General features: G+C 48.1%; 23 protein-coding genes and 1 other annotated feature. Of the genes, 1 reads left to right on the top strand and 22 read right to left on the bottom strand.

Translation table 11 applies throughout. The features are described 5' to 3' along the window. Positions 1–6: 6 nt before the first annotated feature. From rpsQ to rpsJ, 11 genes are all read right to left on the bottom strand, one after another. Positions 7–273, bottom strand: a complete 267-nt coding sequence (rpsQ, locus tag ACM6JA_RS11440) for a 30S ribosomal protein S17 (protein WP_007716251.1) — start codon at positions 271–273, stop codon at positions 7–9. Positions 274–295: 22 nt separating this feature from the next. After that, positions 296–493, bottom strand: coding sequence for a 50S ribosomal protein L29 (gene rpmC, locus ACM6JA_RS11435; RefSeq protein WP_007716250.1), 198 nt, complete (start codon positions 491–493; stop codon positions 296–298). Beyond that, positions 483–917 (bottom strand): 50S ribosomal protein L16, encoded by a 435-nt coding sequence (gene rplP, locus ACM6JA_RS11430; protein WP_007716249.1) that lies wholly within the window; start codon positions 915–917, stop codon positions 483–485. The genes rpmC and rplP overlap by 11 nt, the downstream gene beginning before the upstream one ends. A 2-nt stretch (positions 918–919) precedes the next feature. Continuing rightward, entirely contained in the window at positions 920–1,582 is a 663-nt protein-coding gene (rpsC, locus tag ACM6JA_RS11425) for a 30S ribosomal protein S3 (RefSeq protein WP_007716248.1), read from the bottom strand. Between the two features lie 13 nt (positions 1,583–1,595). Further along, a complete protein-coding gene (gene rplV / locus ACM6JA_RS11420) occupies positions 1,596–1,928 on the bottom strand; it encodes a 50S ribosomal protein L22 (RefSeq protein WP_007716247.1) in 333 nt (110 codons plus the stop codon). A 29-nt stretch (positions 1,929–1,957) separates the two neighbouring features. Further along, positions 1,958–2,239 (bottom strand): 30S ribosomal protein S19, encoded by a 282-nt coding sequence (gene rpsS / locus ACM6JA_RS11415; RefSeq protein WP_007716246.1) that lies wholly within the window; start codon positions 2,237–2,239, stop codon positions 1,958–1,960. 49 nt (positions 2,240–2,288) lie between these two features. After that, positions 2,289–3,119 carry a 50S ribosomal protein L2 gene (gene rplB, locus ACM6JA_RS11410; RefSeq protein WP_007716245.1) on the bottom strand — a complete coding sequence of 277 codons (831 nt, stop codon included), beginning with the start codon at positions 3,117–3,119 and terminating at the stop codon, positions 2,289–2,291. Positions 3,120–3,151: 32 nt separating this feature from the next. Further along, on the bottom strand, positions 3,152–3,442 hold the full coding sequence (gene rplW / locus ACM6JA_RS11405; RefSeq protein WP_007716243.1) for a 50S ribosomal protein L23: 291 nt from the start codon (positions 3,440–3,442) through the stop codon (positions 3,152–3,154). Further along, positions 3,442–4,065 carry a 50S ribosomal protein L4 gene (gene rplD / locus ACM6JA_RS11400; RefSeq protein WP_007716242.1) on the bottom strand — a complete coding sequence of 208 codons (624 nt, stop codon included), beginning with the start codon at positions 4,063–4,065 and terminating at the stop codon, positions 3,442–3,444. Before rplD ends, rplW begins: the two co-directional genes overlap by 1 nt. A gap of 20 nt (positions 4,066–4,085) precedes the next feature. Next, on the bottom strand, positions 4,086–4,715 hold the full coding sequence (gene rplC, locus ACM6JA_RS11395) for a 50S ribosomal protein L3 (protein WP_007716241.1): 630 nt from the start codon (positions 4,713–4,715) through the stop codon (positions 4,086–4,088). A 147-nt stretch (positions 4,716–4,862) separates the two neighbouring features. Continuing rightward, entirely contained in the window at positions 4,863–5,171 is a 309-nt protein-coding gene (gene rpsJ, locus ACM6JA_RS11390; RefSeq protein WP_007716236.1) for a 30S ribosomal protein S10, read from the bottom strand. Between the two features lie 356 nt (positions 5,172–5,527). On the opposite strand from rpsJ, the gene ACM6JA_RS11385 reads away from it, so the two are divergent. Beyond that, on the top strand, positions 5,528–5,914 hold the full coding sequence (locus ACM6JA_RS11385) for a globin (RefSeq protein ID WP_414852387.1): 387 nt from the start codon (positions 5,528–5,530) through the stop codon (positions 5,912–5,914). Positions 5,915–5,939: 25 nt separating this feature from the next. Here the strand turns inward: ACM6JA_RS11385 and ACM6JA_RS11380 are convergent, their stop codons facing one another. From ACM6JA_RS11380 to rplJ, 11 genes are all read right to left on the bottom strand, one after another. Next, positions 5,940–6,875, bottom strand: coding sequence for a DMT family transporter (locus tag ACM6JA_RS11380; RefSeq protein ID WP_414852386.1), 936 nt, complete (start codon positions 6,873–6,875; stop codon positions 5,940–5,942). Between the two features lie 154 nt (positions 6,876–7,029). Next, the gene (tuf, locus tag ACM6JA_RS11375; RefSeq protein WP_012683980.1) at positions 7,030–8,220 is read right to left on the bottom strand and encodes an elongation factor Tu; all 1,191 of its coding nucleotides are present in this window, start codon (positions 8,218–8,220) and stop codon (positions 7,030–7,032) included. 120 nt (positions 8,221–8,340) lie between these two features. After that, positions 8,341–10,419, bottom strand: coding sequence for an elongation factor G (gene fusA, locus ACM6JA_RS11370; protein WP_414852385.1), 2,079 nt, complete (start codon positions 10,417–10,419; stop codon positions 8,341–8,343). A 69-nt stretch (positions 10,420–10,488) separates the two neighbouring features. Further along, complete coding sequence (gene rpsG / locus ACM6JA_RS11365) at positions 10,489–10,959, bottom strand: 30S ribosomal protein S7 (RefSeq protein WP_007716226.1); 471 nt, start codon at positions 10,957–10,959, stop codon at positions 10,489–10,491. A gap of 53 nt (positions 10,960–11,012) precedes the next feature. Next, positions 11,013–11,456, bottom strand: a complete 444-nt coding sequence (rpsL, locus tag ACM6JA_RS11360; RefSeq protein ID WP_005828873.1) for a 30S ribosomal protein S12 — start codon at positions 11,454–11,456, stop codon at positions 11,013–11,015. Positions 11,457–11,579: 123 nt separating this feature from the next. Further along, a complete protein-coding gene (locus ACM6JA_RS11355; RefSeq protein WP_087341519.1) occupies positions 11,580–11,834 on the bottom strand; it encodes a 50S ribosomal protein L7ae-like protein in 255 nt (84 codons plus the stop codon). A gap of 137 nt (positions 11,835–11,971) precedes the next feature. Beyond that, positions 11,972–15,598 (bottom strand): DNA-directed RNA polymerase subunit beta', encoded by a 3,627-nt coding sequence (gene rpoC, locus ACM6JA_RS11350; protein ID WP_007716221.1) that lies wholly within the window; start codon positions 15,596–15,598, stop codon positions 11,972–11,974. Positions 15,599–15,627: 29 nt separating this feature from the next. Next, positions 15,628–19,167, bottom strand: coding sequence for a DNA-directed RNA polymerase subunit beta (gene rpoB, locus ACM6JA_RS11345; protein ID WP_414852384.1), 3,540 nt, complete (start codon positions 19,165–19,167; stop codon positions 15,628–15,630). A gap of 307 nt (positions 19,168–19,474) precedes the next feature. After that, the gene (locus ACM6JA_RS11340; RefSeq protein ID WP_414852383.1) at positions 19,475–20,071 is read right to left on the bottom strand and encodes a class I SAM-dependent methyltransferase; all 597 of its coding nucleotides are present in this window, start codon (positions 20,069–20,071) and stop codon (positions 19,475–19,477) included. 102 nt (positions 20,072–20,173) lie between these two features. Next, positions 20,174–20,536 (bottom strand): 50S ribosomal protein L7/L12, encoded by a 363-nt coding sequence (gene rplL / locus ACM6JA_RS11335; protein ID WP_007716218.1) that lies wholly within the window; start codon positions 20,534–20,536, stop codon positions 20,174–20,176. A 55-nt stretch (positions 20,537–20,591) separates the two neighbouring features. Continuing rightward, a complete protein-coding gene (rplJ, locus tag ACM6JA_RS11330) occupies positions 20,592–21,107 on the bottom strand; it encodes a 50S ribosomal protein L10 (RefSeq protein WP_007716217.1) in 516 nt (171 codons plus the stop codon). A 25-nt stretch (positions 21,108–21,132) separates the two neighbouring features. Beyond that, positions 21,133–21,295, bottom strand: a sequence feature (ribosomal protein L10 leader region). Positions 21,296–21,334: the final 39 nt, after the last annotated feature.

The following is a 21,334-nucleotide window of genomic DNA, read 5'->3' as shown; positions in this document are numbered from 1 at the left end:
TCTGACTTATACGATTACTGCCTCTTCAACGATACGTACCATACGGAAACGCTTGTCTTTAGACAATGGACGAGTTTCCATGATTTCTACGATGTCGCCAACTTTTGCTGCGTTGTTCTCATCGTGAGCCTTGAACTTTTTGGAGAATTTCATGCGTTTACCGTACAATGGGTGTGTCTTGTAAGTTTCAACAAGAACAACAATGGTTTTATCCATCTTGTCGGAAACGACGCGACCTACAACGGTTCGACGCATATTGCGATCTGCGGTCATCGTTCAAACCTCCTTCCTATAATTAGCCGATTCCCAATTCTCTCTGGCGCAGGACGGTTTTCGCACGAGCAATATCCTTACGCACTTGTTTGATACGAGATGTGGTTTCGAGTTGACCCGTTGCCAACTGGAAACGAAGGTTGAACAACTCTTCTTTCAAAGAAGTAACGTTTTGTTCGAGCTCGGCAGTGGTCAAATTACGGTACTCATTAGCCTTCATGTGCGTCACCACCCACTTCTTCACGCTTCACGAACTTGCACTTGATAGGCAGTTTGTGCATAGCCAGACGCATAGCTTCGCGAGCGACTTCTTCAGGAACACCAGCAAGTTCAAACATGATCTTGCCTGGCTTCACTACCGCTACCCATTTCTCAGGAGAACCTTTACCGGAACCCATCCGTACTTCGAGCGGTTTTTGTGTTACTGGTTTGTCTGGGAAAATTTTGATCCAAACTTTACCACCACGTTTAATGTAACGAGTCATCGCGATACGAGCTGCCTCGATCTGACGATTAGTTACCCAAGATGGCTCCATTGCTTGCAATCCGTATTCACCGAACGCAACAGTAGTACCGCCTTTTGCGTTACCTGCCATTTTCCCGCGGTGTTGTTTACGGTGTTTCACGCGTTTTGGCGTCAACATGATTACTTGCCTCCTTCCTCAGTAGCGACGTTCTTTCTCGCTGGAAGGACTTCTCCACGATAGATCCACACTTTAACACCGATGCGACCATAAGTGGTATGTGCTTCAGCAGTACCGTAGTCGATGTCAGCGCGCAATGTGTGAAGCGGAACAGTACCTTCGCTGTAACCTTCAGAACGTGCGATGTCCGCGCCGCCAAGACGACCGCTTACCAAGGTTTTGATACCTTTAGCACCAGAGCGCAGCGAACGAGTAATCGATTGCTTTTGCGCACGGCGGAAAGAAATGCGGTTTTCCAATTGGCGTGCAATATTTTCAGCTACAAGAGTAGCATCCAGATCCGGACGTTTTACTTCGTTGATGTTGATATGAACGCGTTTGCCAGTCAGTTCGGTCAAAGTTTTGCGCAGAGTTTCAACCTCTGAACCACCTTTACCAATTACCATACCAGGCTTAGCGGTGTGAATCGTAACGTTCACGCGATTAGCTGCGCGTTCGATTTCGATCGTGGATACAGCAGCATCCTTCAGACGCCCTTTTACATACTTACGGATTTTCAAGTCTTCGTGCAACAGAGTTGCGAAGTCCTTGTCAGCGTACCATTTGGACTCCCAGTCACGAATGACACCGATCCGAAGACCTACCGGGCTTACCTTTTGACCCACACGTAATCCCTCCTTATTTCTCGTTTAGTACCACTGTGATGTGGCTCGTGCGTTTATGGATGCGGCTAGCGCGACCCATAGCGCGCGGACGGAAACGCTTCAACGTAGGACCTTGGTCTACGAAGATTTTGCTCACTACCAGGCTGTTTGGATCCAGCTCGTAGTTGTGCTCAGCGTTTGCAATAGCCGATTTCAGGAGCTTTTCAACAACCGGAGAAGATGCTTTAGGCGTATGTTTCAAGATCGCCAAAGCTTCACCTACTTGCTTGCCTCTGATCAAGTCAACCACCAGGCGGACTTTACGAGACGCGATGCGAATATTGCGTGCAACTGCTTTTGCTTCCATCTTTGTACCTCCTCTCTGTCAAGAGAAAATTAGCGCTTCTTGGACTTCTTGTCGTTGTCGACGTGACCCTTGAAGGTACGAGTTGGTGCGAATTCACCCAATTTATGACCAACCATGTCTTCCGATACGTATACAGGTACATGTTTGCGGCCATCGTAAACTGCAAACGTGTGTCCTACGAAATCAGGAAAGATGGTGGAACGGCGAGACCATGTTTTGATCACGCGTTTCTCGTTCTTTTCATTTTGCTCGTCAACTTTTTTCATCAAGTGGTCATCCACGAAAGGACCCTTTTTTAAGCTACGTCCCATTAGTGAACCTCCCTTCGCCATAGGCGTTCGGTTATAGTATCAGCCTACCTTACTTTTTACGGCGGCGGATGATGTACTGGTCGGACTTGTTCTTCTTCTTACGAGTCTTGAGACCCAGGGTTGGTTTACCCCAAGGAGTAACAGGAGCCTTACGACCGATTGGAGCGCGACCTTCACCACCACCGTGTGGGTGATCGTTAGGGTTCATTACGCTACCGCGAACTGTCGGGCGAATACCCAACCAGCGGGAACGTCCTGCTTTACCGATGTTCAGCAATTCGTGATCTTGGTTACCTACTTGACCGATGGTAGCGCGGCATACGTTATGAATGCGGCGAGTTTCACCGGAAGACAGGCGAACGATTACGAATTCACCATCACGACCAAGCAATTGAGCAGAAGTACCAGCTGCGCGAACCAATTGGCCACCTTTACCAGGTTTCAGCTCGATGTTGTGGATGGTAGTACCTACCGGGATTTTCTCCATTGGCAGTGCGTTACCGATTTTGATGTCGGCATCTGCTCCGGATACAATCTGGTCGCCCACTTTCAGGTTTTGTGGAGCGATAATGTAACGCTTTTCACCGTCTGCATAGTTGATCAGCGCGATGTTAGCGGAACGGTTTGGATCGTATTCAATGGTTGCTACGCGACCAATGATACCATCTTTGTTACGTTTGAAGTCGATAATACGGTATTTACGTTTGTGACCGCCACCTTGATGACGAACGGTAATTCTACCTTGGTTGTTGCGACCAGCTTTTTTGCTGAGAGGCGCCAACAAGGATTTTTCGGGAGTCGACGTGGTGATCTCCTCGAAAGTAGAAACCGTCATTTGGCGACGACCAGGAGAAGTCGGTTTAAACTTTTTGATACCCATGTTAATACCCTCCTTTTCGGTAGTCGTCGAGGTTATACTCCCTCGTAGAAGGCCAATTCTTTGCTGTCATCAGTCAGCTTAACGATTGCTTTCTTCCACTCGGATGTGTAACCGGAGTATTTTCCGTAGCGTTTTGGTTTAGCAGGTACACGAACTGTGTTAACTGCTTCTACTTTTACGCCAAATACTTTTTCAACTGCTTGTTTGATTTCTGTCTTGTTGGCTTTGAGAGGTACTTCGAATACGTACTTTTTCTCAGCCATCATATCAGTGGTGCGCTCGGTAATGACAGGGCGTTTAAGGACATCATGAAGGCTCTTCATTAGGCGAGCACCTCCTCTACTTTCGCAATCGCTTCTTTCGTCACGATTACTTTGTCATGCGCTACCAGATCAAGAACGTTAATGCCAGCAGCATCTACGATTTTTGCACCTGGAATATTGCGGGAAGCAAGAGCTACGTTTTGGTCGTACTCGGAAGTAACGATCAGAACTTTGCGATCTGCTTTCAAGTTGTTCAGAACAACTGTCATTTCTTTCGTTTTAGGAGCTGCAATGTTCAGAGCTTCCAAAACCAAAATTTCATTGCTTTGTACTTTTGCGGAGAGTGCGGATTTCAGTGCCAAACGGCGAACTTTACGGTTCAGTTTGTAACCGTATTTGCGCGGAGTTGGACCGAATACAACACCGCCACCTTTCCATTGCGGAGAGCGAATGGAACCTTGGCGTGCACGTCCTGTACCTTTTTGGCGCCATGGCTTGCGGCCACCACCACGTACTTCAGAACGGTTCTTTACATCATGTGTACCTTGGCGTTGGGATGCTTGTTGCATCACGATCGCATCGTACAGAACTGCGCTGTTAGGCTCAATCCCAAATACGCTGTCTGCCAGATCGATTTCGCCAACTTGAGAACCGCTTTGGTTATAAAGAGCTACTTTCGGCATGTCAGTTCCTCCTTTCCTTACTAGTTCTTCTTGACTGCCGTGGAAACCAGTACGCATCCGTTTTTCGGACCAGGCACGGAGCCTTTCACGAGAATCAAGTTGCGTTCTGCGATAACTTTAACCACTTCCAGGTTTTGAATGGTAACGTTGTCTCCACCCATTTGACCTGGCAGGGTTTGGCCTTTAAATACACGACCTGGATCGACAGCACCCAAAGAACCTGGGCGGCGATGGTAGCGTGAACCGTGAGCCATAGGACCGCGGGATTGATTGTGACGTTTGATAGCACCTTGGAAACCTTTACCCTTGGTTACGCCGGCAACGTCAACGAATTCTCCCTCAGCAAAAATATCAGCCTTCAACTCTTGACCAACCTCATAGTCAGCGAGGTTTACTCCGCGAATTTCGCGAATGAAGCGCTTAGGAGCAGTGTTAGCTTTTGCTGCATGGCCTTTTTCCGGCTTGTTAGCGCGCTGTTCTTTTTTGTCGTCGAAACCGATTTGAATTGCTTCATAACCGTCGTTCGCAACGTCTTTCTTCTGAAGAACTACGTTAGAACCTGCTTCGATAACCGTTACAGCAATCGCTGCTCCGTTTGGACCAAAAACTTGACTCATTCCAAGTTTTTTCCCTAAGATTCCTTTGGTCATTTGTGCCACCTCCTGTGCTTATTTCAGTAAAACATTTTATGTTGTATCAAGTCCCCATCGATGCGCAGGGGTGCCATTTAAGGGTTTGTTGCTTGGTATAACACGCTTATCAAGACAACGTCTGCGCGTGTATCGCTTTTTGGGACCTTACAGTTTAATCTCGATGTCCACACCAGATGGCAGATCCAGACGCATCAGAGCATCTACTGTTTGTGGTGTAGGATTCAAGATATCGATCAAACGTTTATGTGTACGCATCTCGAATTGCTCACGAGAATCTTTGTACTTATGAACCGCACGCAGGATCGTGTAAATTGCTTTCTCCGTAGGAAGTGGAATTGGACCGGATACGTTAGCACCGGAACGCTTCGCAGTGTCCACGATTTTCTCTGCGGACTGATCCAGGATTTTATGATCATACGCCTTCAAACGAATACGAATCTTTTGCTTTGCCATTGAAGTCCCTCCTTTTTCGCCCATTTTTTAAACAGACATTTCTCCGTGGAAATATCCTGCACCCCAGTCATGGCAAAGGGCCCGGGTGTGTCAGCAACCTCCCACATCATCGCAAGTCCATGACCAACATTCAATATTGTACTAAAAAGATTTGGGCAACGCAAGTTTTTTCTTGGGTTTCCGCATATTTTTTTGTACATGGTGTGCCTACTGAATAGCTCACTTTGACCATATTACAGATTTCCGGGAAGAAAGGCAAGCGGGATTACCTGCCAACTCGCCGAGTAATCTATCTATAATAGAAAGAAGACGTTATACTTATGTTTGTAATCGTTAAGAAATGGAGGTTTTCCTCAGTGTCTGATGTGAATCAAACCCCTTATGAAATCATCGGCGGTGCAGATACCTTAGCCCGTCTTGTCGATACCTTTTATGATCTGGTAAAGCAGCATCCCGACATTACCGACCTCTTCCCTGACGATTTAACTGATGTGAAGGAGCGTCAATATCAGTTTTTGACACAGTTTCTCGGTGGTCCAAGCCTTTATTCAGACGCCCATGGTCATCCGATGCTGCGAGCACGACACATGCCGTTCCCTATTGGACCTATACAGGCAGAGGCTTGGCTCTCATGTATGGATAAAGCCATGGAACTGACTGGACTCGAAGGCGAGATTCGGAAACAAATCTTTGATCGTTTGCGTTTAACCGCCCACCATATGGTCAATAAGTGGGAACAATAAGAAAAAGCGTAGGACAATTACTGTCCTACGCTTTTGTTGTTAGATCAGAGGTTGCTGCCGTACTCGTAACTTTCGGTCTCACCAGGCTACGCGATCCCAAATATACACCGCCGACTATCATACACAACGCCAGCAAGTGTACGAGTTGAAGGCTTTCTCCCAGGAATATCGCCGCAAATACCAAGCTGGCCATTGGCATTCCATTTAAAAAAACTGCTGTACGGCTTGCCCCCAGCTGACGTATGCCATAGTTCCAGCCGATCGAGCCGACCGCAGTTGATAGCGCACCTGAAGCAAAAATCACAAGCCACTGGAAGGAAGAAACGTCCAAAGAAAGATAAAAGGAAGCTGGTTGAACAGTCAATGCGACTCCCCATAAGAAGATGACCCCAAACATTTGCGATAAAGCTGTAATTAAGAGTACCGGTACACCTCTTACGACCAACTTGCGAATGAGTAAACCACCCGTTACATACATGAGCATGGAGAAAAACATAATGGCATCTCCCCAGCCATTCATATGAAGGCCGCCGTGCTGTGAGATGACGACAATCAATACTCCTGCAAACCCCATCCCAATGCCAAGCCCTTTTTTCAACGACATGCCTTCCCCTAAGAAAAGCATCGCCAAGAGAGCAGTTGCCAGAGGATTTAATCCAAGTATAAGCGATGCATTTCCTGCCGTCGTGTATTGAACACCTGCTGCAAGCGTTATTTGATGAAGTGCGATAGAACTAGCACCGACTCCAGCTAACAAGAACCAATCCGTTTTGCTAAATCGCAGACTCTTTCTGTATATGAAGATGAGTGGCGATAAACATATTCCACCAACAGTCATGCGTATAGCGGCCACATACAATGGAGGGAACGTCGTTAAATATTTGACCATGACCACGTTCAAGCCCCACAGCGTTACAACACCTGCAAGCATAAGAAACAATAATCGCTCATTATTTTTCATCTATAGTATCCCCCATCCAATCCTGATGGTATTGTAGCATATTGCTACGAGACGCAAATTGAATGATTTTGATGGGAGTTATTTAAAAATTCGATAAAAGCGCATAAAAAAACCCGACAACCAAAGTTGTCGGGTTTTTGCGTATAAGTAAATCCTAAGCGTCGATAGAAGCTACAACACCAGCGCCTACTGTACGGCCACCTTCGCGGATCGCGAAGCGAGTACCTTGTTCCATCGCTACTGGAGCGATCAGTTCAACAGTGAACTCAGTGTTGTCGCCAGGCATGATCATTTCAACGCCTTCTGGCAGTTGGATGATACCTGTTACGTCAGTTGTACGGAAGTAGAACTGTGGACGGTAGTTAGCAAAGAAAGGAGTGTGACGTCCGCCTTCTTCTTTGGACAGAACGTAAACTTCTGCTTTGAACTTAGTGTAAGGCTTAACGGAACCTGGTTTCGCCAAGCATTGTCCACGCTCGATGTCGTTACGGTCTACACCGCGCAGCAGAGCACCGATGTTGTCACCAGCTTGAGCTTGATCCAGCAATTTGCGGAACATCTCAACACCAGTTACAGTTGTGTTTTTAGTTTCTTCAGCCAGACCAATGATTTCTACTTGGTCACCGACTTTAACGATACCGCGCTCTACACGACCAGTAGCAACAGTACCACGACCAGTGATCGTGAACACGTCCTCTACAGGCATCAGGAACGGCTTGTCAGTTGCACGCTCAGGAGTTGGGATGTAGCTGTCAACAGCTTCCATCAGTTCGCCAATTTTCTTAGCCCACTCGCCAGTTGGGTTATCCAAAGCTTCTTTAGCAGAACCTTTGATTACTGGAGTGTCGTCACCTGGGAACTCATATTGAGACAACAGGTCACGGATTTCCATTTCAACCAGTTCCAACAACTCTTCATCGTCTACCATGTCGCATTTGTTCATGAATACTACGATGTAAGGTACGCCTACCTGTTTGGAGAGCAGGATGTGCTCGCGAGTTTGTGGCATAGGGCCATCAGCTGCGGATACAACCAGGATCGCGCCGTCCATTTGAGCAGCACCAGTAATCATGTTTTTCACGTAGTCCGCGTGACCAGGGCAGTCAACGTGAGCATAGTGACGGTTTTCAGTTTCGTACTCAACGTGAGCAGTGTTGATAGTGATACCGCGCTCTTTTTCTTCTGGAGCAGCGTCGATAGATGCATAGTTCATTGCTTGTGCTTGACCTGTTTGTGCCAAAACAGTTGTGATAGCAGCAGTCAGGGTAGTTTTACCATGGTCAACGTGACCGATGGTACCAATGTTAACGTGTGGTTTATTACGCTCAAATTTCGCTTTTGCCATGAGAGAAAAGCCTCCTTATAGATAAGGGTTTTATGGTTTGAAGAAAGGTTTACCTTACGAATGGTTGTCCCTTCAATATTGTAAACCTTTCTGATTGCAAGATAAAGCTGTAACCTGTAATTATTCGCCTTTAGATTTCTTGATGATCTCTTCAGCGATAAATTTAGGTACTTCTTCGTAGTGGTCGATCACCATGGAGTAAACGCCACGGCCTTGGGTACGGGAACGAAGAATTGTGGAGTAACCAAACATCTCGGACAGTGGTACCATCGCACGGATTACTTGTGCATTTGCACGAGCTTCCATACCTTCGATACGACCGCGGCGGGAGTTCAGGTCGCCCATAACGTCGCCCATGTACTCTTCTGGCATTGTAACTTCTACTTTCATGATTGGCTCGAGCAGTACAGCGCCACATTTTTTCGCAGCTTCTTTCAGAGCGAGAGAACCTGCTACTTTAAATGCCATCTCGTTGGAGTCAACATCATGGTAGCTACCGTCTACAACAGTTGCTTTGATATCAACCAGCGGGAAGCCGGCGATAACACCATTTTTCATGGACTCTTCGATACCCGCTTGAACAGCAGGGATGTATTCGCGTGGTACTACACCACCAACGATTTTGTTTTCGAATTGGAAGCCTTGACCAGCTTCGAGTGGAGAGAATTCCACCCAAACGTGACCGTATTGACCACGACCACCGGACTGACGAACGAATTTACCTTCCACTTTTGCTGCGTTACGGAATGTTTCACGGTAAGCAACTTGTGGAGCACCTACGTTCGACTCGACTTTAAATTCGCGTTTCAGACGGTCTACGATAATCTCCAGGTGAAGCTCACCCATACCGGAGATGATTGTTTGACCAGTCTCTTCATCTGTGCGAGTTCTGAACGTTGGATCCTCTTCAGCCAGCTTGGACAGGCCGATACCCATCTTGTCTTGGTCTGCTTTGGATTTTGGTTCAATCGCAACAGAGATAACTGGCTCTGGGAAGTCCATAGACTCAAGGATTACAGGAGCCTTTTCATCACACAGAGTATCACCAGTTGTTGTATCTTTCAAACCTACAGCTGCAGCAATGTCACCGGAGTAAACCGTTTGGATCTCTTCACGGTGGTTTGCGTGCATTTGCAGGATACGGCCTACGCGCTCACGTTTACCTTTGGTAGAGTTGAGAACATAAGAACCGGAACTCAGTACACCGGAGTATACGCGGAAGAAAGTCAGACGGCCTACATACGGGTCAGTCATGATCTTGAACGCAAGAGCAGAGAACGGACCGTTGTCGTCAGCAGGACGATCAACTTCTTCTTCAGTATCTGGCAATGTACCTTTGATTGCAGGGATATCTACCGGGGACGGCAGGAAAGTAACAACGTTGTCCAGCATAGGCTGAACACCTTTGTTGCGGTAAGAAGAACCGCACATTACCGGCGTCAGTTTGCACTCGATAGTACCCTTACGCAGAGCCATGCGGATTTCGTCGTTGGTCAGCTCTTCGCCTTCCAAGTACTTCATCATGAGCTCTTCGTCTTGTTCTGCAGCTGCCTCTACCATCGCCATGCGAAGTTCTTCGCAACGTGCCAGGATGTCAGCAGGGATTTCAGCGGAGTCAGAAGTTTTACCCAAGTCATCGGTATAAATGATTGCCTTCATTTCGATCAGGTCAACCATACCTTTGAATTGATCTTCTGCACCGATTGGATATTGGATAGCTACTGGATTTGCACCCAGGCGAGATTTGATCTGACCCAAGCACATATCAAAGTTAGCACCCATGATATCCATTTTGTTGATGTAGCACATGCGTGGTACGCCATAGCGGTCAGCTTGGCGCCATACGGTTTCGGTTTGCGGCTCAACGCCACCTTTTGCGTCAAAAACGGTTACAGCACCGTCAAGAACGCGCAGGGAGCGCTCAACTTCTACAGTGAAGTCTACGTGGCCTGGCGTATCGATAATGTTGATTCGATGGCCATTCCATTGAGCAGTAGTAGCAGCCGAAGTGATCGTGATACCACGCTCTTGCTCTTGTTCCATCCAGTCCATGGTTGCTGCACCTTCGTGCACCTCACCAATTTTATGAACGCGACCAGTGTAGAACAGAATACGCTCAGTAGTCGTCGTCTTACCAGCATCGATGTGAGCCATGATACCGATATTACGCGTATTCGGCAAAGAGAACTCGCGAGCCATTAGGTATGCTCCTTCCATACTCGAGTTTGAGAATAAACGGGTATCCAATACGGACACCCGATTCAATTCCTACCAGCGATAGTGAGCAAACGCTTTGTTCGCTTCAGCCATCTTGTGCGTGTCTTCACGCTTTTTAACTGCTGCACCGGTGTTGTTAGCAGCGTCCATGATCTCGTTAGCAAGACGTTGTTCCATGGTTTTCTCTCCACGGTTACGGGAGTAGTTAACCATCCAACGCAGGCCAAGAGTGGTACGGCGCTCCGGTTTTACTTCGATTGGTACTTGGTAGTTAGCACCACCTACACGGCGAGCTTTAACTTCCAGTACTGGCATTACGTTTTTCAGTGCTTCTTCAAACACTTCCATCGGGTTGCGACCTGTGCGCTCCTGGATGATGTCAAATGCGTTGTAGAGAATGTTCTGAGCTACACCACGCTTACCATCCAACATCAGGCGGTTAATCAAGCGAGTAACCAACTTGCTGTTGTGAATAGGATCAGGCAGCACGTCACGACGGGTTACAGGACCTTTACGAGGCATCGTATTCCCTCCTTCTTTTCGTTATAAAATCACGCCACTTCACAGGCGTTTTCTTATTTCTTTTTCGCTGCAGCTGCTGCTTGACCTGGCTTCGGACGCTTAGTACCGTACTTGGAACGACCTTGTTTACGGTTGTTCACACCAGCAGTGTCAAGTGCACCACGAACGATATGGTAGCGTACCCCTGGCAAGTCTTTTACACGACCGCCGCGCACCAGCACGACGCTATGCTCTTGCAGGTTGTGGCCAATACCACCGATGTAAGCTGTTACCTCGATTCCGTTAGTCAAACGCACACGAGCGTATTTACGCAACGCGGAGTTCGGTTTTTTCGGAGTCATGGTACCTACACGAGTGCAAACACCACGTTTTTGAGGAGAACTTTGGTTAGTTTGGCTTTTCTTGAAGCTGTTGTACCCCTTTTGAAGAGCTGGGGACTTCGACTTCACAACCTTATCCTCGCGACCTTTACGCACCAATTGGTTAATTGTAGGCATGATGTTACCTCCCTTCTTAATACCCAATCTTCAAGACCACAGATCCAGGTGAGTCATTTTTAGGTCAAATAGAAAGTCCTTGTCCAGCATTACGCAACGTGTAAGCCACAGACAAAAACATCGTTAACCACTTTTTTTAATCGCAGCAGTAGCCGCTCCCACTTCAATTCCGCACGCTTTACCTAAGCGATGCATGGAATCTACATGAATGACTGGAACACCCTTCTCTTTGCAAAGGAGCTCGACTTTTTGGGTCAAACGCTTATCTGCATCAACAGCGATATACACTGCTTCTACCTGTTGGTTTTCAACAGCCTTGATCGTCTGCTTAATGCCGATAGTCAAGTCCTTGGCCCGCTCGACTTTTTCATAAGACATGATTCTCATATCCTCCAAAGTACAGATGTCAGGCACACTTGAATATAATATCAGGTGGGCTAGTTGTTGTCAACGCCCATCTCATATTTTTATTTAGGAAAGCGCCCACCAATCGGTGATGGGCGCTTTTCCCGTAATTACTCTACAGAAACCGCTTCTTGCTCGGCTTTTGCTGCTTCCAGCTCTGCTTCGTAATCTACTTGACTAGCAACTTTTACATTGCGGTAACGAGACATACCGGTACCTGCTGGAACCAACTTCCCGATAATAACGTTCTCTTTCAAACCTAGCAAGCGGTCCACTTTTCCTTTGATCGCTGCATCGGTGAGAACACGGGTAGTTTCTTGGAAAGAAGCTGCCGACAAGAAGGAATCAGTCTCAAGAGATGCTTTTGTAATCCCGAGAAGAACCGGACGACCTACTGCTGGACTTCTGCCTTCCATGAGGGCTTTTGTGTTCGCTACTTCAAATTCTGGCACCTCAACATAGGAGCCTGGCAAGAGGTCTGTATCTCCGCTGTCGATGACGCGCAGTTTGCGCAGCATCTGACGAATCATAACCTCAACGTGCTTGTCGTTAATTTCTACCCCTTGCATACGGTAAACTTTTTGTACCTCTTGCAAGATGTAGTTGGAAACGCCGCGCATGCCGCGAACTTTGAGCATTTCTTTCGGGTCTACGGAACCTTCCGTGAGCTCATCACCAGCATTTAACTTCACACCAACAGAAACCTTGATGCGAGAGCCATACGGTGCTGCATACACTTTGTTTTCCGCTTCTCCACGCACTTCGATTTCGCGACGATCTTTCCCTTCGCGAATATCGACGACTTCACCATCGATCTCGGAGATGACTGCTTGCCCTTTTGGATTACGCGCTTCGAACAACTCCTGAATACGCGGCAAACCTTGGGTAATATCGTCTCCCGCAACCCCACCGGTATGGAAGGTACGCATGGTCAGCTGGGTACCCGGCTCACCAATGGACTGAGCAGCGATAATACCAACCGCTTCTCCCACTTCCACCTCGGCACCTGTCGCCAGGTTGCGTCCGTAGCACAGTTTGCAGACACCATGGCTGGTGCGGCAAGCAAGTACGTTACGGATATAGACGGAAGTAATGCCTTCTTTTTCGATATACTCGGCAACCTCTTCAGAGATCTCCTCATTGCGGTGCACGATGATTTCTTTCGTCTCAGGGTGGCGCAAAGTCTCGAAGCAAGTACGTCCTGTCAGACGGTCAGACAGCTTCTCGATCTCTTCTTTACCATCCTTGATCGCTGTTACACGGATACCTTTATCTGTTCCACAATCGGTTTCGCGTACAATCACGTCTTGAGCTACGTCCACCAGACGACGAGTCAGGTAACCCGAGTCCGCTGTACGCAAGGCCGTATCGGCGAGACCTTTACGCGCACCGTGCGTGGAGATAAAGTACTCCAATACCGTCAGACCTTCACGGAAGTTGGATTTAATCGGCAACTCAATGATTCGACCAGATGGGTTGGCCATCAGACCGCGCATACCTGCCAGCTGAGTGATCTGGGATACGTTACCGCGGGCACCGGAGTTCGCCATCATGTAGATCGCATTGAACTTATCCATCGCCTTCATCAGGACTTCTGTTACTTCATCCTTCGCTTTGGACCAGATGGAGATTACACGGTCATAACGCTCGTCTTCGGTAATTAAACCGCGACGGAATTGTGTCATGACAGTTGCAACTTTCTCATCTGCAGCATCAAGGATGTCTTTTTTCTTTCCTGGTACCGCGATGTCCGCTACGGCAATCGTGATACCTGCTTTTGTCGAGTACGTGAAGCCCAGTTCCTTGATCTTGTCGAGGATCATGGACGTTTTCATCGTACCAAAGCGACGGAAGCACTCGGAAATAATAGTTCCTAGGAAGCCTTTTTTTACAGCACCTGGGTCCGGGAGGTTCTTAATGAACTCAGAAACATTCGTACCTTTATCAAAGACAAAGCACTCATCTGGAACCATCGTTTGCAGGTTAGCTCTAGTCGGTGCATTGATAAACGGCATATCTGCAGGGAAGATTTCGTTGAAGATCACTTTCCCAACTGTCGTTACAATCAGTGCGTTCTCTTGACGCTCAGTAAAGCTGATTTTGTTCAGGCGTTTCGCTGGCAGAGCGATGCGCGTATGCAGGCTGATAAAGCCTTGCTGATAAGCGGCAATCGCATCGTGAGGATCGCGATAAATCGTACCCTCGCCTTTGTCACCTTCGCGTTCCAGTGTCAGATAGTAAGAACCAAGCACCATGTCCTGGGATGGTGTTACTACCGGTTTACCGTCTTTCGGGTTCAAGATGTTCTGCGCTGCCAGCATGAGGATACGAGCTTCCGCCTGTGCTTCAGCAGACAACGGAACGTGAACCGCCATTTGGTCACCGTCAAAGTCCGCGTTGTACGCTGTACAAACGAGTGGATGCAGACGGATCGCACGGCCTTCAACCAGAACTGGTTCGAATGCCTGGATACCCAGACGGTGCAAGGTGGGGGCACGGTTCAACAGTACCGGGTGCTCACGAATAACGTCCTCGAGAACGTCCCATACCTCTGGCTGAACGCGCTCAACCTTGCGCTTTGCGCTCTTGATGTTGTGAGCGAGGCCTTTGGAAACCAGCTCTTTCATCACGAACGGTTTGAAGAGTTCCAGTGCCATTTCTTTAGGCAAACCGCACTGATACATCTTCAGGTTAGGTCCTACAACGATAACGGAACGACCGGAGTAGTCAACACGCTTACCGAGCAGGTTTTGACGGAAACGACCTTGTTTACCTTTCAGCATGTGGCTGAGAGATTTCAAAGGACGGTTACCTGGTCCTGTTACAGGACGTCCACGACGACCGTTGTCGATGAGCGCGTCTACTGCTTCCTGCAGCATGCGTTTCTCGTTTTGTACGATAATGTCAGGAGCACCCAATTCGAGCAGGCGCTTCAGACGGTTATTACGGTTAATTACACGGCGGTACAGGTCATTCAGGTCGGAAGTGGCAAAACGTCCACCATCCAACTGAACCATTGGACGAAGCTCTGGCGGGATAACCGGCAGTACGTCGAGAACCATCCAATCCGGGTGGTTACCGGAGTTGCGGAATGCCTCGAGCACTTCCAGACGCTTGATCGCACGGTTGCGACGCTGACCTTGTGCCGTTTTCAAATCTTCTTTTAACGTTTCCACGTCTTTATCCAGATCGATTTCTGCAAGCAGGCGTTTGATCGCTTCTGCTCCCATCATCGCTTGGAAGGAGTGGCCGTATTTCTCACGATAGTTGCGATACTCTTTTTCGGAGAGCAATTGCTTTTTATCGAGAGGAGTGTCACCTGGATCGGTTACTACGTAAGAAGCAAAGTAGATTACTTCCTCCAGGGAACGAGGGGACATGTCGAGTACCAAGCCCATACGGCTTGGAATCCCCTTGAAGTACCAGATGTGAGAAACTGGGGCAGCCAGTTCAATGTGCCCCATACGCTCACGCCGTACTTTGGCGCGGGTCACTTCCACGCCACAACGGTCGCACACTACACCTTTATAACGAACGCGCTTGTACTTACCGCAATGACATTCCCAGTCCTTGGTTGGTCCAAAGATGCGTTCGCAGAACAAGCCGTCTTTTTCCGGTTTCAATGTGCGGTAGTTGATCGTCTCTGGCTTCTTCACTTCCCCGAAAGACCACGAACGGATCTTATCGGGGGAAGCCAAGCCGATCTTCATATATTCGAAGTTGTTCACGTCAATCACAGGGCGTTACCTCCCTTGGTACCGGAATCTTACTCTTCGTTCAAGCTTCCGCCTTCGAGTACGAGGTTCAGTTTTTCACCGTTACCTTCATCCTCGTCTTCCATTTCACGCATTTCAATCTCCTGCTCATCACCGGACAGAATCTTCACGTCCATACCCAAGCTCTGGAGTTCCTTAATCAATACTTTGAAGGACTCAGGAACACCTGGTTCTGGAACGTTTTCGCCCTTAACGATCGCTTCGTACGTTTTCACGCGGCCCACGACGTCATCCGACTTGACAGTGAGAATTTCTTGCAAGGTGTAAGCAGCACCGTATGCCTCCAATGCCCAAACCTCCATCTCCCCGAAACGCTGTCCACCGAATTGAGCTTTACCACCCAATGGCTGTTGCGTAACAAGAGAGTAAGGACCAGTGGAACGAGCATGGATTTTGTCATCGACCAAGTGAGCCAGTTTCAGCATGTATACACAACCAACTGTTACACGGCGATCAAATGGTTCACCTGTACGACCATCAAACAAGATCGTTTTTCCGTCACGATCCAGGCCTGCTTCTTCCAACGTTTCGAATACTTCTGCCTGACGCGCACCGTCAAATACTGGCGTTGCTACGTGGATACCCAGAAGCTTCGCTGCCATACCCAAGTGAGTCTCCAATACCTGACCGATGTTCATACGCGAAGGTACACCCAACGGGTTGAGTACGATCTCTACTGGAGAGCCATCTGGCAGGAACGGCATGTCTTCTTCCGCCATGATGCGGGCGATAACCCCTTTGTTACCATGTCGACCGGCCATTTTGTCACCCACGGAGATTTTCCGTTTTTGGGCGATGTAAACGCGAACCAGTTGATTTACGCCTGGTGGCAATTCGTCGCCATTCTCACGCGTAAATACTTTTACGTCTACGATGATACCGGAACCACCATGCGGTACGCGCAGGGATGTATCACGAACTTCACGAGCTTTTTCACCGAAGATGGCATGCAGAAGGCGTTCTTCTGCTGTCAGCTCAGTAACCCCTTTAGGTGTAACCTTACCAACGAGAATGTCGCCGTCCTGAATCTCCGCACCAACACGGATGATACCGCGTTCGTCCAGGTTTTTCAGAGCATCTTCCCCGACGTTTGGAATATCGCGAGTGATTTCCTCTGGACCCAGCTTGGTGTCGCGAGCTTCGGACTCGTATTCTTCAATATGGATAGACGTATACACGTCATCTTTAACAAGTTTTTCACTCAGAAGAATCGCGTCTTCGTAGTTGTATCCTTCCCACGTCATAAACGCGACGATCACGTTACGACCGAGAGCCAATTCACCTTTTTCAGTGGACGGGCCGTCCCCAACGATATCGCCTTTTTCAATCCAGTCTCCAGTGCTTACGATTGGACGCTGGTTGATGCAGGTACCTTGGTTGGAACGGATAAACTTGTGCATTTTGTACTTATCGAGATCGCCGGCAACTTTTCTGCCGTCGATTTCTTGGTAACGACGAATCCAGATTTCGCGAGCCGTTACGCGTTCTACTTGACCCGGATTTTTGGCTACGATCGCCACACCGGAATCTTGCGCTGCTTTATGCTCCATACCCGTACCGACAAACGGTGCTTGTGGAATCAAAAGCGGAACGGCCTGCCGCTGCATGTTTGAACCCATCAGTGCGCGGTTGGCGTCATCGTTCTCGAGGAACGGAATCAGCGCTGTCGCAACGGATACAACCTGCTTCGGCGATACGTCCATGAAGTCAACCTTGTCGCGCGGTACGCTCAAGATCTCACCTTTACGACGGCAGATAACCATGTCGTTTACGAAACGGCCATCTTGATCCAGTGGCTGATTCGCCTGTGCCACGTTGAACACGTCTTCCTCATCAGCAGTCAAGTAGCTGATATCAGTCAACACGAAGCCTGTTTCTGGATCTACTTTACGACGAGGCGTTTCGATGAATCCGTAATCGTTAATGCGTGCAAAGGACGACAAAGAGTTGATCAAACCAATGTTTGGTCCCTCTGGCGTCTCAATTGGACACATACGACCGTAGTGGGAATGGTGAACGTCGCGCACTTCGAAGCCCGCGCGCTCACGCGTCAAACCACCAGGTCCGAGTGCGGACAGACGGCGTTTGTGCGTCAGCTCAGCCAATGGATTTGTTTGGTCCATAAACTGAGACAGCTGCGAGCTACCAAAGAACTCCTTCAGAGATGCAATCACTGGACGGATGTTAATGAGAGCCTGCGGTGTAATTTGGTTTTGATCCTGGATGGACATGCGCTCACGAACCACACGCTCCATACGGGACAGACCAATACGGAACTGGTTCTGCAACAGTTCACCCACGGAACGCAGACGACGGTTACCCAAGTGGTCGATATCGTCTGTGGAACCTACACTGTGCAGGAGGTTCATGAAATAGTTGATCGCCGATACGATGTCCGCCGGCGTAATATGTTTGAAGGACTTATCTACATTTCCGTTTCCGATTACTTTGATGATCTTGCCATCTTCAATCGGAGAGAAAATATTGATAGATTGTAGATGGATTGCTTCATCTTCCAGAACGCCGCCATGCGTGCGAACGTCAATAAATCCGATGCTGCCTTCCAGAGCTGGCACAATGCGTTCCAATACACGACGGTCAATCATTTGACCGGCTTCGGCAAAAATTTCACCTGTAGTGGTATCGATCAATGTTTCAGCCAAACGTTGGTTGTACAGACGGTTTTTCAGATGAAGCTTCTTGTTCATTTTGTAACGACCAACAGAAGCCAGGTCATAGCGCTTAGGGTCGAAGAAACGAGAGATCAAGAGGCTCTTCGCATTTTCGACTGTTGGCGGCTCGCCCGGACGAAGACGCTCGTAGATTTCGATGAGCGCTTTTTCCGTAGAATCGGTATTGTCTTTTTCCAGCGTGTTCTTGATGTATTCATCTTCACCCAGCAAGTTGAGAATCTCGATGTCAGAACCAAAGCCCAACGCACGCAAAAGAACCGTTACCGGGATTTTTCGCGTACGGTCGATGCGGACATAAATTACGTCTTTCGCATCGGTCTCCAGCTCCAGCCAAGCACCCCGGTTCGGGATTACTGTAGCTGTAAACGTCTGCTTGCCGTTTTTGTCCACTTTGGTGTTGTAATATACACTGGGGGAACGAACAAGCTGGCTGACAATAACGCGCTCAGCACCATTAATAATGAAGGTTCCCGTTTCGGTCATGAGCGGGAAATCCCCCATGAAGACTTCTTGTTCCTTCACTTCTCCCGTCTCTTTGTTCAACAAACGTACCTTCACACGCAGAGGCGCCGCATAGGTGACGTCACGTTCTTTCGACTCGTCAACATCGTACTTCGGCTCTCCCAAGCTGTAATCAATAAACTCCAGCACGAGATTACCTGTGAAGTCCTGGATTGGCGAAATGTCTTGGAACATCTCACGGAGCCCCTCATCAAGGAACCACTGGTAGGACTTTTGTTGAATCTCGATGAGATTTGGAAGGCCCAGCACTTCGTTAATACGTGAATACGTACGACGCTGGCGGTGTCGGCCACTTTGAATCACTTTACCTGCCAACTTATTCACCCCTCAGGTTGTGTTTTCACACATAGAAACTCGGCATTCGGCAACTTTAAAATCGCAGACGAATGCCTAAAAATAAAAATGGGTTAAAGCAGTTTCAACCATTTTTAACCCAGAGAAACTCTATTTTAAAAGAATTCCCATGTTTTCACGCAAACATTCCTATCTCAGGAAAAAAGTAGAAAGGCTTGACAGACAGGGAATTGCTGAAAAATAGACATTTATCCCATATTGACATTTTATAATGCTATCACATTCAATTATTCACGTCAAGAAAACTTTTCTAATGATTTCTTCTTGCTTATTTGATTGCCCTGAATATGTGATAGCCCTTTTCCCGATCTACCTCTATTACTTCGCGGTACATTTCCTGCAGCTTCTTTAATGCAGATGGGGCGCCTTGTTTCTTTTGAATGACAACCCACATTTCTCCACCGTCAACCAACAGATCGTAACCTTCCACGAAAATGCGATGAACGATTTCCTTGCCCGCACGAATCGGCGGATTGGTCAGAATGACATCAAACTGCCCGCCTTGCACGCCGCTGTAGACATCACTCACTCGAACTTCAACATTTTTTATTCCATTTGCTTCTGCGTTACGACGAGCCAGGTTAACCGCACGCTCGTTCACGTCGATCATCGTCACCCGACCATGATCAGCAAGCTTGGCAGCCGTCAATCCCATCGGACCATACCCGCATCCCACATCGAGTACACGCGCATAACTGTCGATTTCCATGTTCTCGATGAGCAATACACTTCCAAAGTCAATCCGGTCTCGGGAAAAAACGCCGGCATCCGTTATGAAACGAAGTTCATTTCCACGGAGCTTGAACGTAAATTGCTGCTCATCATGTGCAGCGCCCGGTTGATTGGTATAGTAATGGTCTGCCACGTGTGATTCACCCTTCCTCATCGTTTACGAAAACCTCTATCATCAAAAGTTTATAGAAAATCCCCCTGCCGCAGGCAAGGGGATATCCTAAAGGAAGCTAACTTACTTTACTTCTACTTGTGCGCCAGCTTCTTCGAGTTTTGCTTTGAGAGCTTCTGCTTCGTCTTTGGAAACGCCCTCTTTGAGTGTTTTTGGAGCGTTGTCTACCAGGTCTTTTGCTTCTTTCAGACCCAAGCCAGTCAGCTCGCGAACAACTTTGATTACGTTGATTTTGGAAGCGCCGCCGCTTACCAGGTTAACAGTGAACTCAGTTTGCTCAGCAGCAGCTTCTGCTCCGCCACCAGCAACTACAGCTACAGGAGCAGCAGCAGTTACGCCGAATTCTTCTTCAATTGCTTTTACCAGATCGTTCAGTTCGAGAACGGACATGCCTTTAATGGCTTCCAAGATTTGGTCTTTAGACATTTGTAAATCCTCCATTCAAGGAATAGTATTTGTAAAACATTAACCGATCAGACGATTAAGCGCCTTGACCTTCTTTTTGTTCTGCCACTGCTTTGACTGCCAGTGCAACGTTGCGCATTGGAGCTTGCAGGACGGAAAGAAGCATGGACAAGAGACCTTCGCGGTTCGGTAGGGAAGCCAGAGCTTTAATTTGCTCAGCACCAACTACTTTACCCTCGATAACGCCACCCTTGATTTCCAGCTTGTCGTTTTTCTTAGCGAATTCAGCAATAACTTTCGCTGGAGCGATGATATCGTCTTTGCAGAACGCCAAAGCGTTCGGTCCAGTCAGATATTGATCCAGTTCAGTCAGGCTTTCCTTCTCAGTAGCCAAACGAGTCAAAGAGTTTTTCAACACTTGGAACTCAACACCAGCTTCACGCAATTGCTTACGGAGCTCAGTTACTTGTGCTACTGTCAAACCGCGGTAGTCAGCTACCACTGTAGTTTGGCTTTCGCGAAGCTTAGTTGCGATTTCATTGATCGCTTGTACCTTTTCTTCACGAATAACGGTTGGACGAATTTCTGCCATTGATTACACCTCCCGTGCTCTAATCCTAGAAAATGAAGAATGCCCTCGCAGACTCACGAGGGCATAATGCTATATCGTCAAAGGAAAACAGCGTTTCCTCATTCGTACATTACACGCCTCGGAGGGATATTAAGCGTTACTCTCACAAGCACCGCGCCTTCTGTCTACGGCATATTCTTTTCATCAACAGGGACTATCTTAACAACTCCCATAAAGGAAGTCAAGTG

This window comes from Brevibacillus sp. IT-7CA2, from assembly GCF_949767855.1.
Lineage (GTDB): Bacteria > Bacillota > Bacilli > Brevibacillales > Brevibacillaceae > Brevibacillus.
The sequence above is the reverse complement of the archived record's forward strand: the minus strand, read 5'-3'. Positions and strand labels throughout refer to the sequence as shown.

What these genes read in the sequence shown, in the direction of transcription:
- rpsQ (WP_007716251.1), bottom strand. Translation starts at nt 273, where the DNA reads ATGACCGCAGATCGCAATATGCGTCGAACCGTTGTAGGTCGCGTCGTT.
- rpmC (WP_007716250.1), bottom strand. Translation starts at nt 493, where the DNA reads ATGAAGGCTAATGAGTACCGTAATTTGACCACTGCCGAGCTCGAACAA.
- rplP (WP_007716249.1), bottom strand. Translation starts at nt 917, where the DNA reads ATGTTGACGCCAAAACGCGTGAAACACCGTAAACAACACCGCGGGAAA.
- rplV (WP_007716247.1), bottom strand. Translation starts at nt 1,928, where the DNA reads ATGGAAGCAAAAGCAGTTGCACGCAATATTCGCATCGCGTCTCGTAAA.
- rpsS (WP_007716246.1), bottom strand. Translation starts at nt 2,239, where the DNA reads ATGGGACGTAGCTTAAAAAAGGGTCCTTTCGTGGATGACCACTTGATG.
- rplB (WP_007716245.1), bottom strand. Translation starts at nt 3,119, where the DNA reads ATGGGTATCAAAAAGTTTAAACCGACTTCTCCTGGTCGTCGCCAAATG.
- rplW (WP_007716243.1), bottom strand. Translation starts at nt 3,442, where the DNA reads ATGAAGAGCCTTCATGATGTCCTTAAACGCCCTGTCATTACCGAGCGC.
- rplD (WP_007716242.1), bottom strand. Translation starts at nt 4,065, where the DNA reads ATGCCGAAAGTAGCTCTTTATAACCAAAGCGGTTCTCAAGTTGGCGAA.
- rplC (WP_007716241.1), bottom strand. Translation starts at nt 4,715, where the DNA reads ATGACCAAAGGAATCTTAGGGAAAAAACTTGGAATGAGTCAAGTTTTT.
- rpsJ (WP_007716236.1), bottom strand. Translation starts at nt 5,171, where the DNA reads ATGGCAAAGCAAAAGATTCGTATTCGTTTGAAGGCGTATGATCATAAA.
- ACM6JA_RS11380 (WP_414852386.1), bottom strand. Translation starts at nt 6,875, where the DNA reads ATGAAAAATAATGAGCGATTATTGTTTCTTATGCTTGCAGGTGTTGTA.
- tuf (WP_012683980.1), bottom strand. Translation starts at nt 8,220, where the DNA reads ATGGCAAAAGCGAAATTTGAGCGTAATAAACCACACGTTAACATTGGT.
- fusA (WP_414852385.1), bottom strand. Translation starts at nt 10,419, where the DNA reads ATGGCTCGCGAGTTCTCTTTGCCGAATACGCGTAATATCGGTATCATG.
- rpsG (WP_007716226.1), bottom strand. Translation starts at nt 10,959, where the DNA reads ATGCCTCGTAAAGGTCCTGTAACCCGTCGTGACGTGCTGCCTGATCCT.
- rpsL (WP_005828873.1), bottom strand. Translation starts at nt 11,456, where the DNA reads ATGCCTACAATTAACCAATTGGTGCGTAAAGGTCGCGAGGATAAGGTT.
- ACM6JA_RS11355 (WP_087341519.1), bottom strand. Translation starts at nt 11,834, where the DNA reads ATGTCTTATGAAAAAGTCGAGCGGGCCAAGGACTTGACTATCGGCATT.
- rplL (WP_007716218.1), bottom strand. Translation starts at nt 20,536, where the DNA reads ATGTCTAAAGACCAAATCTTGGAAGCCATTAAAGGCATGTCCGTTCTC.
- rplJ (WP_007716217.1), bottom strand. Translation starts at nt 21,107, where the DNA reads ATGGCAGAAATTCGTCCAACCGTTATTCGTGAAGAAAAGGTACAAGCG.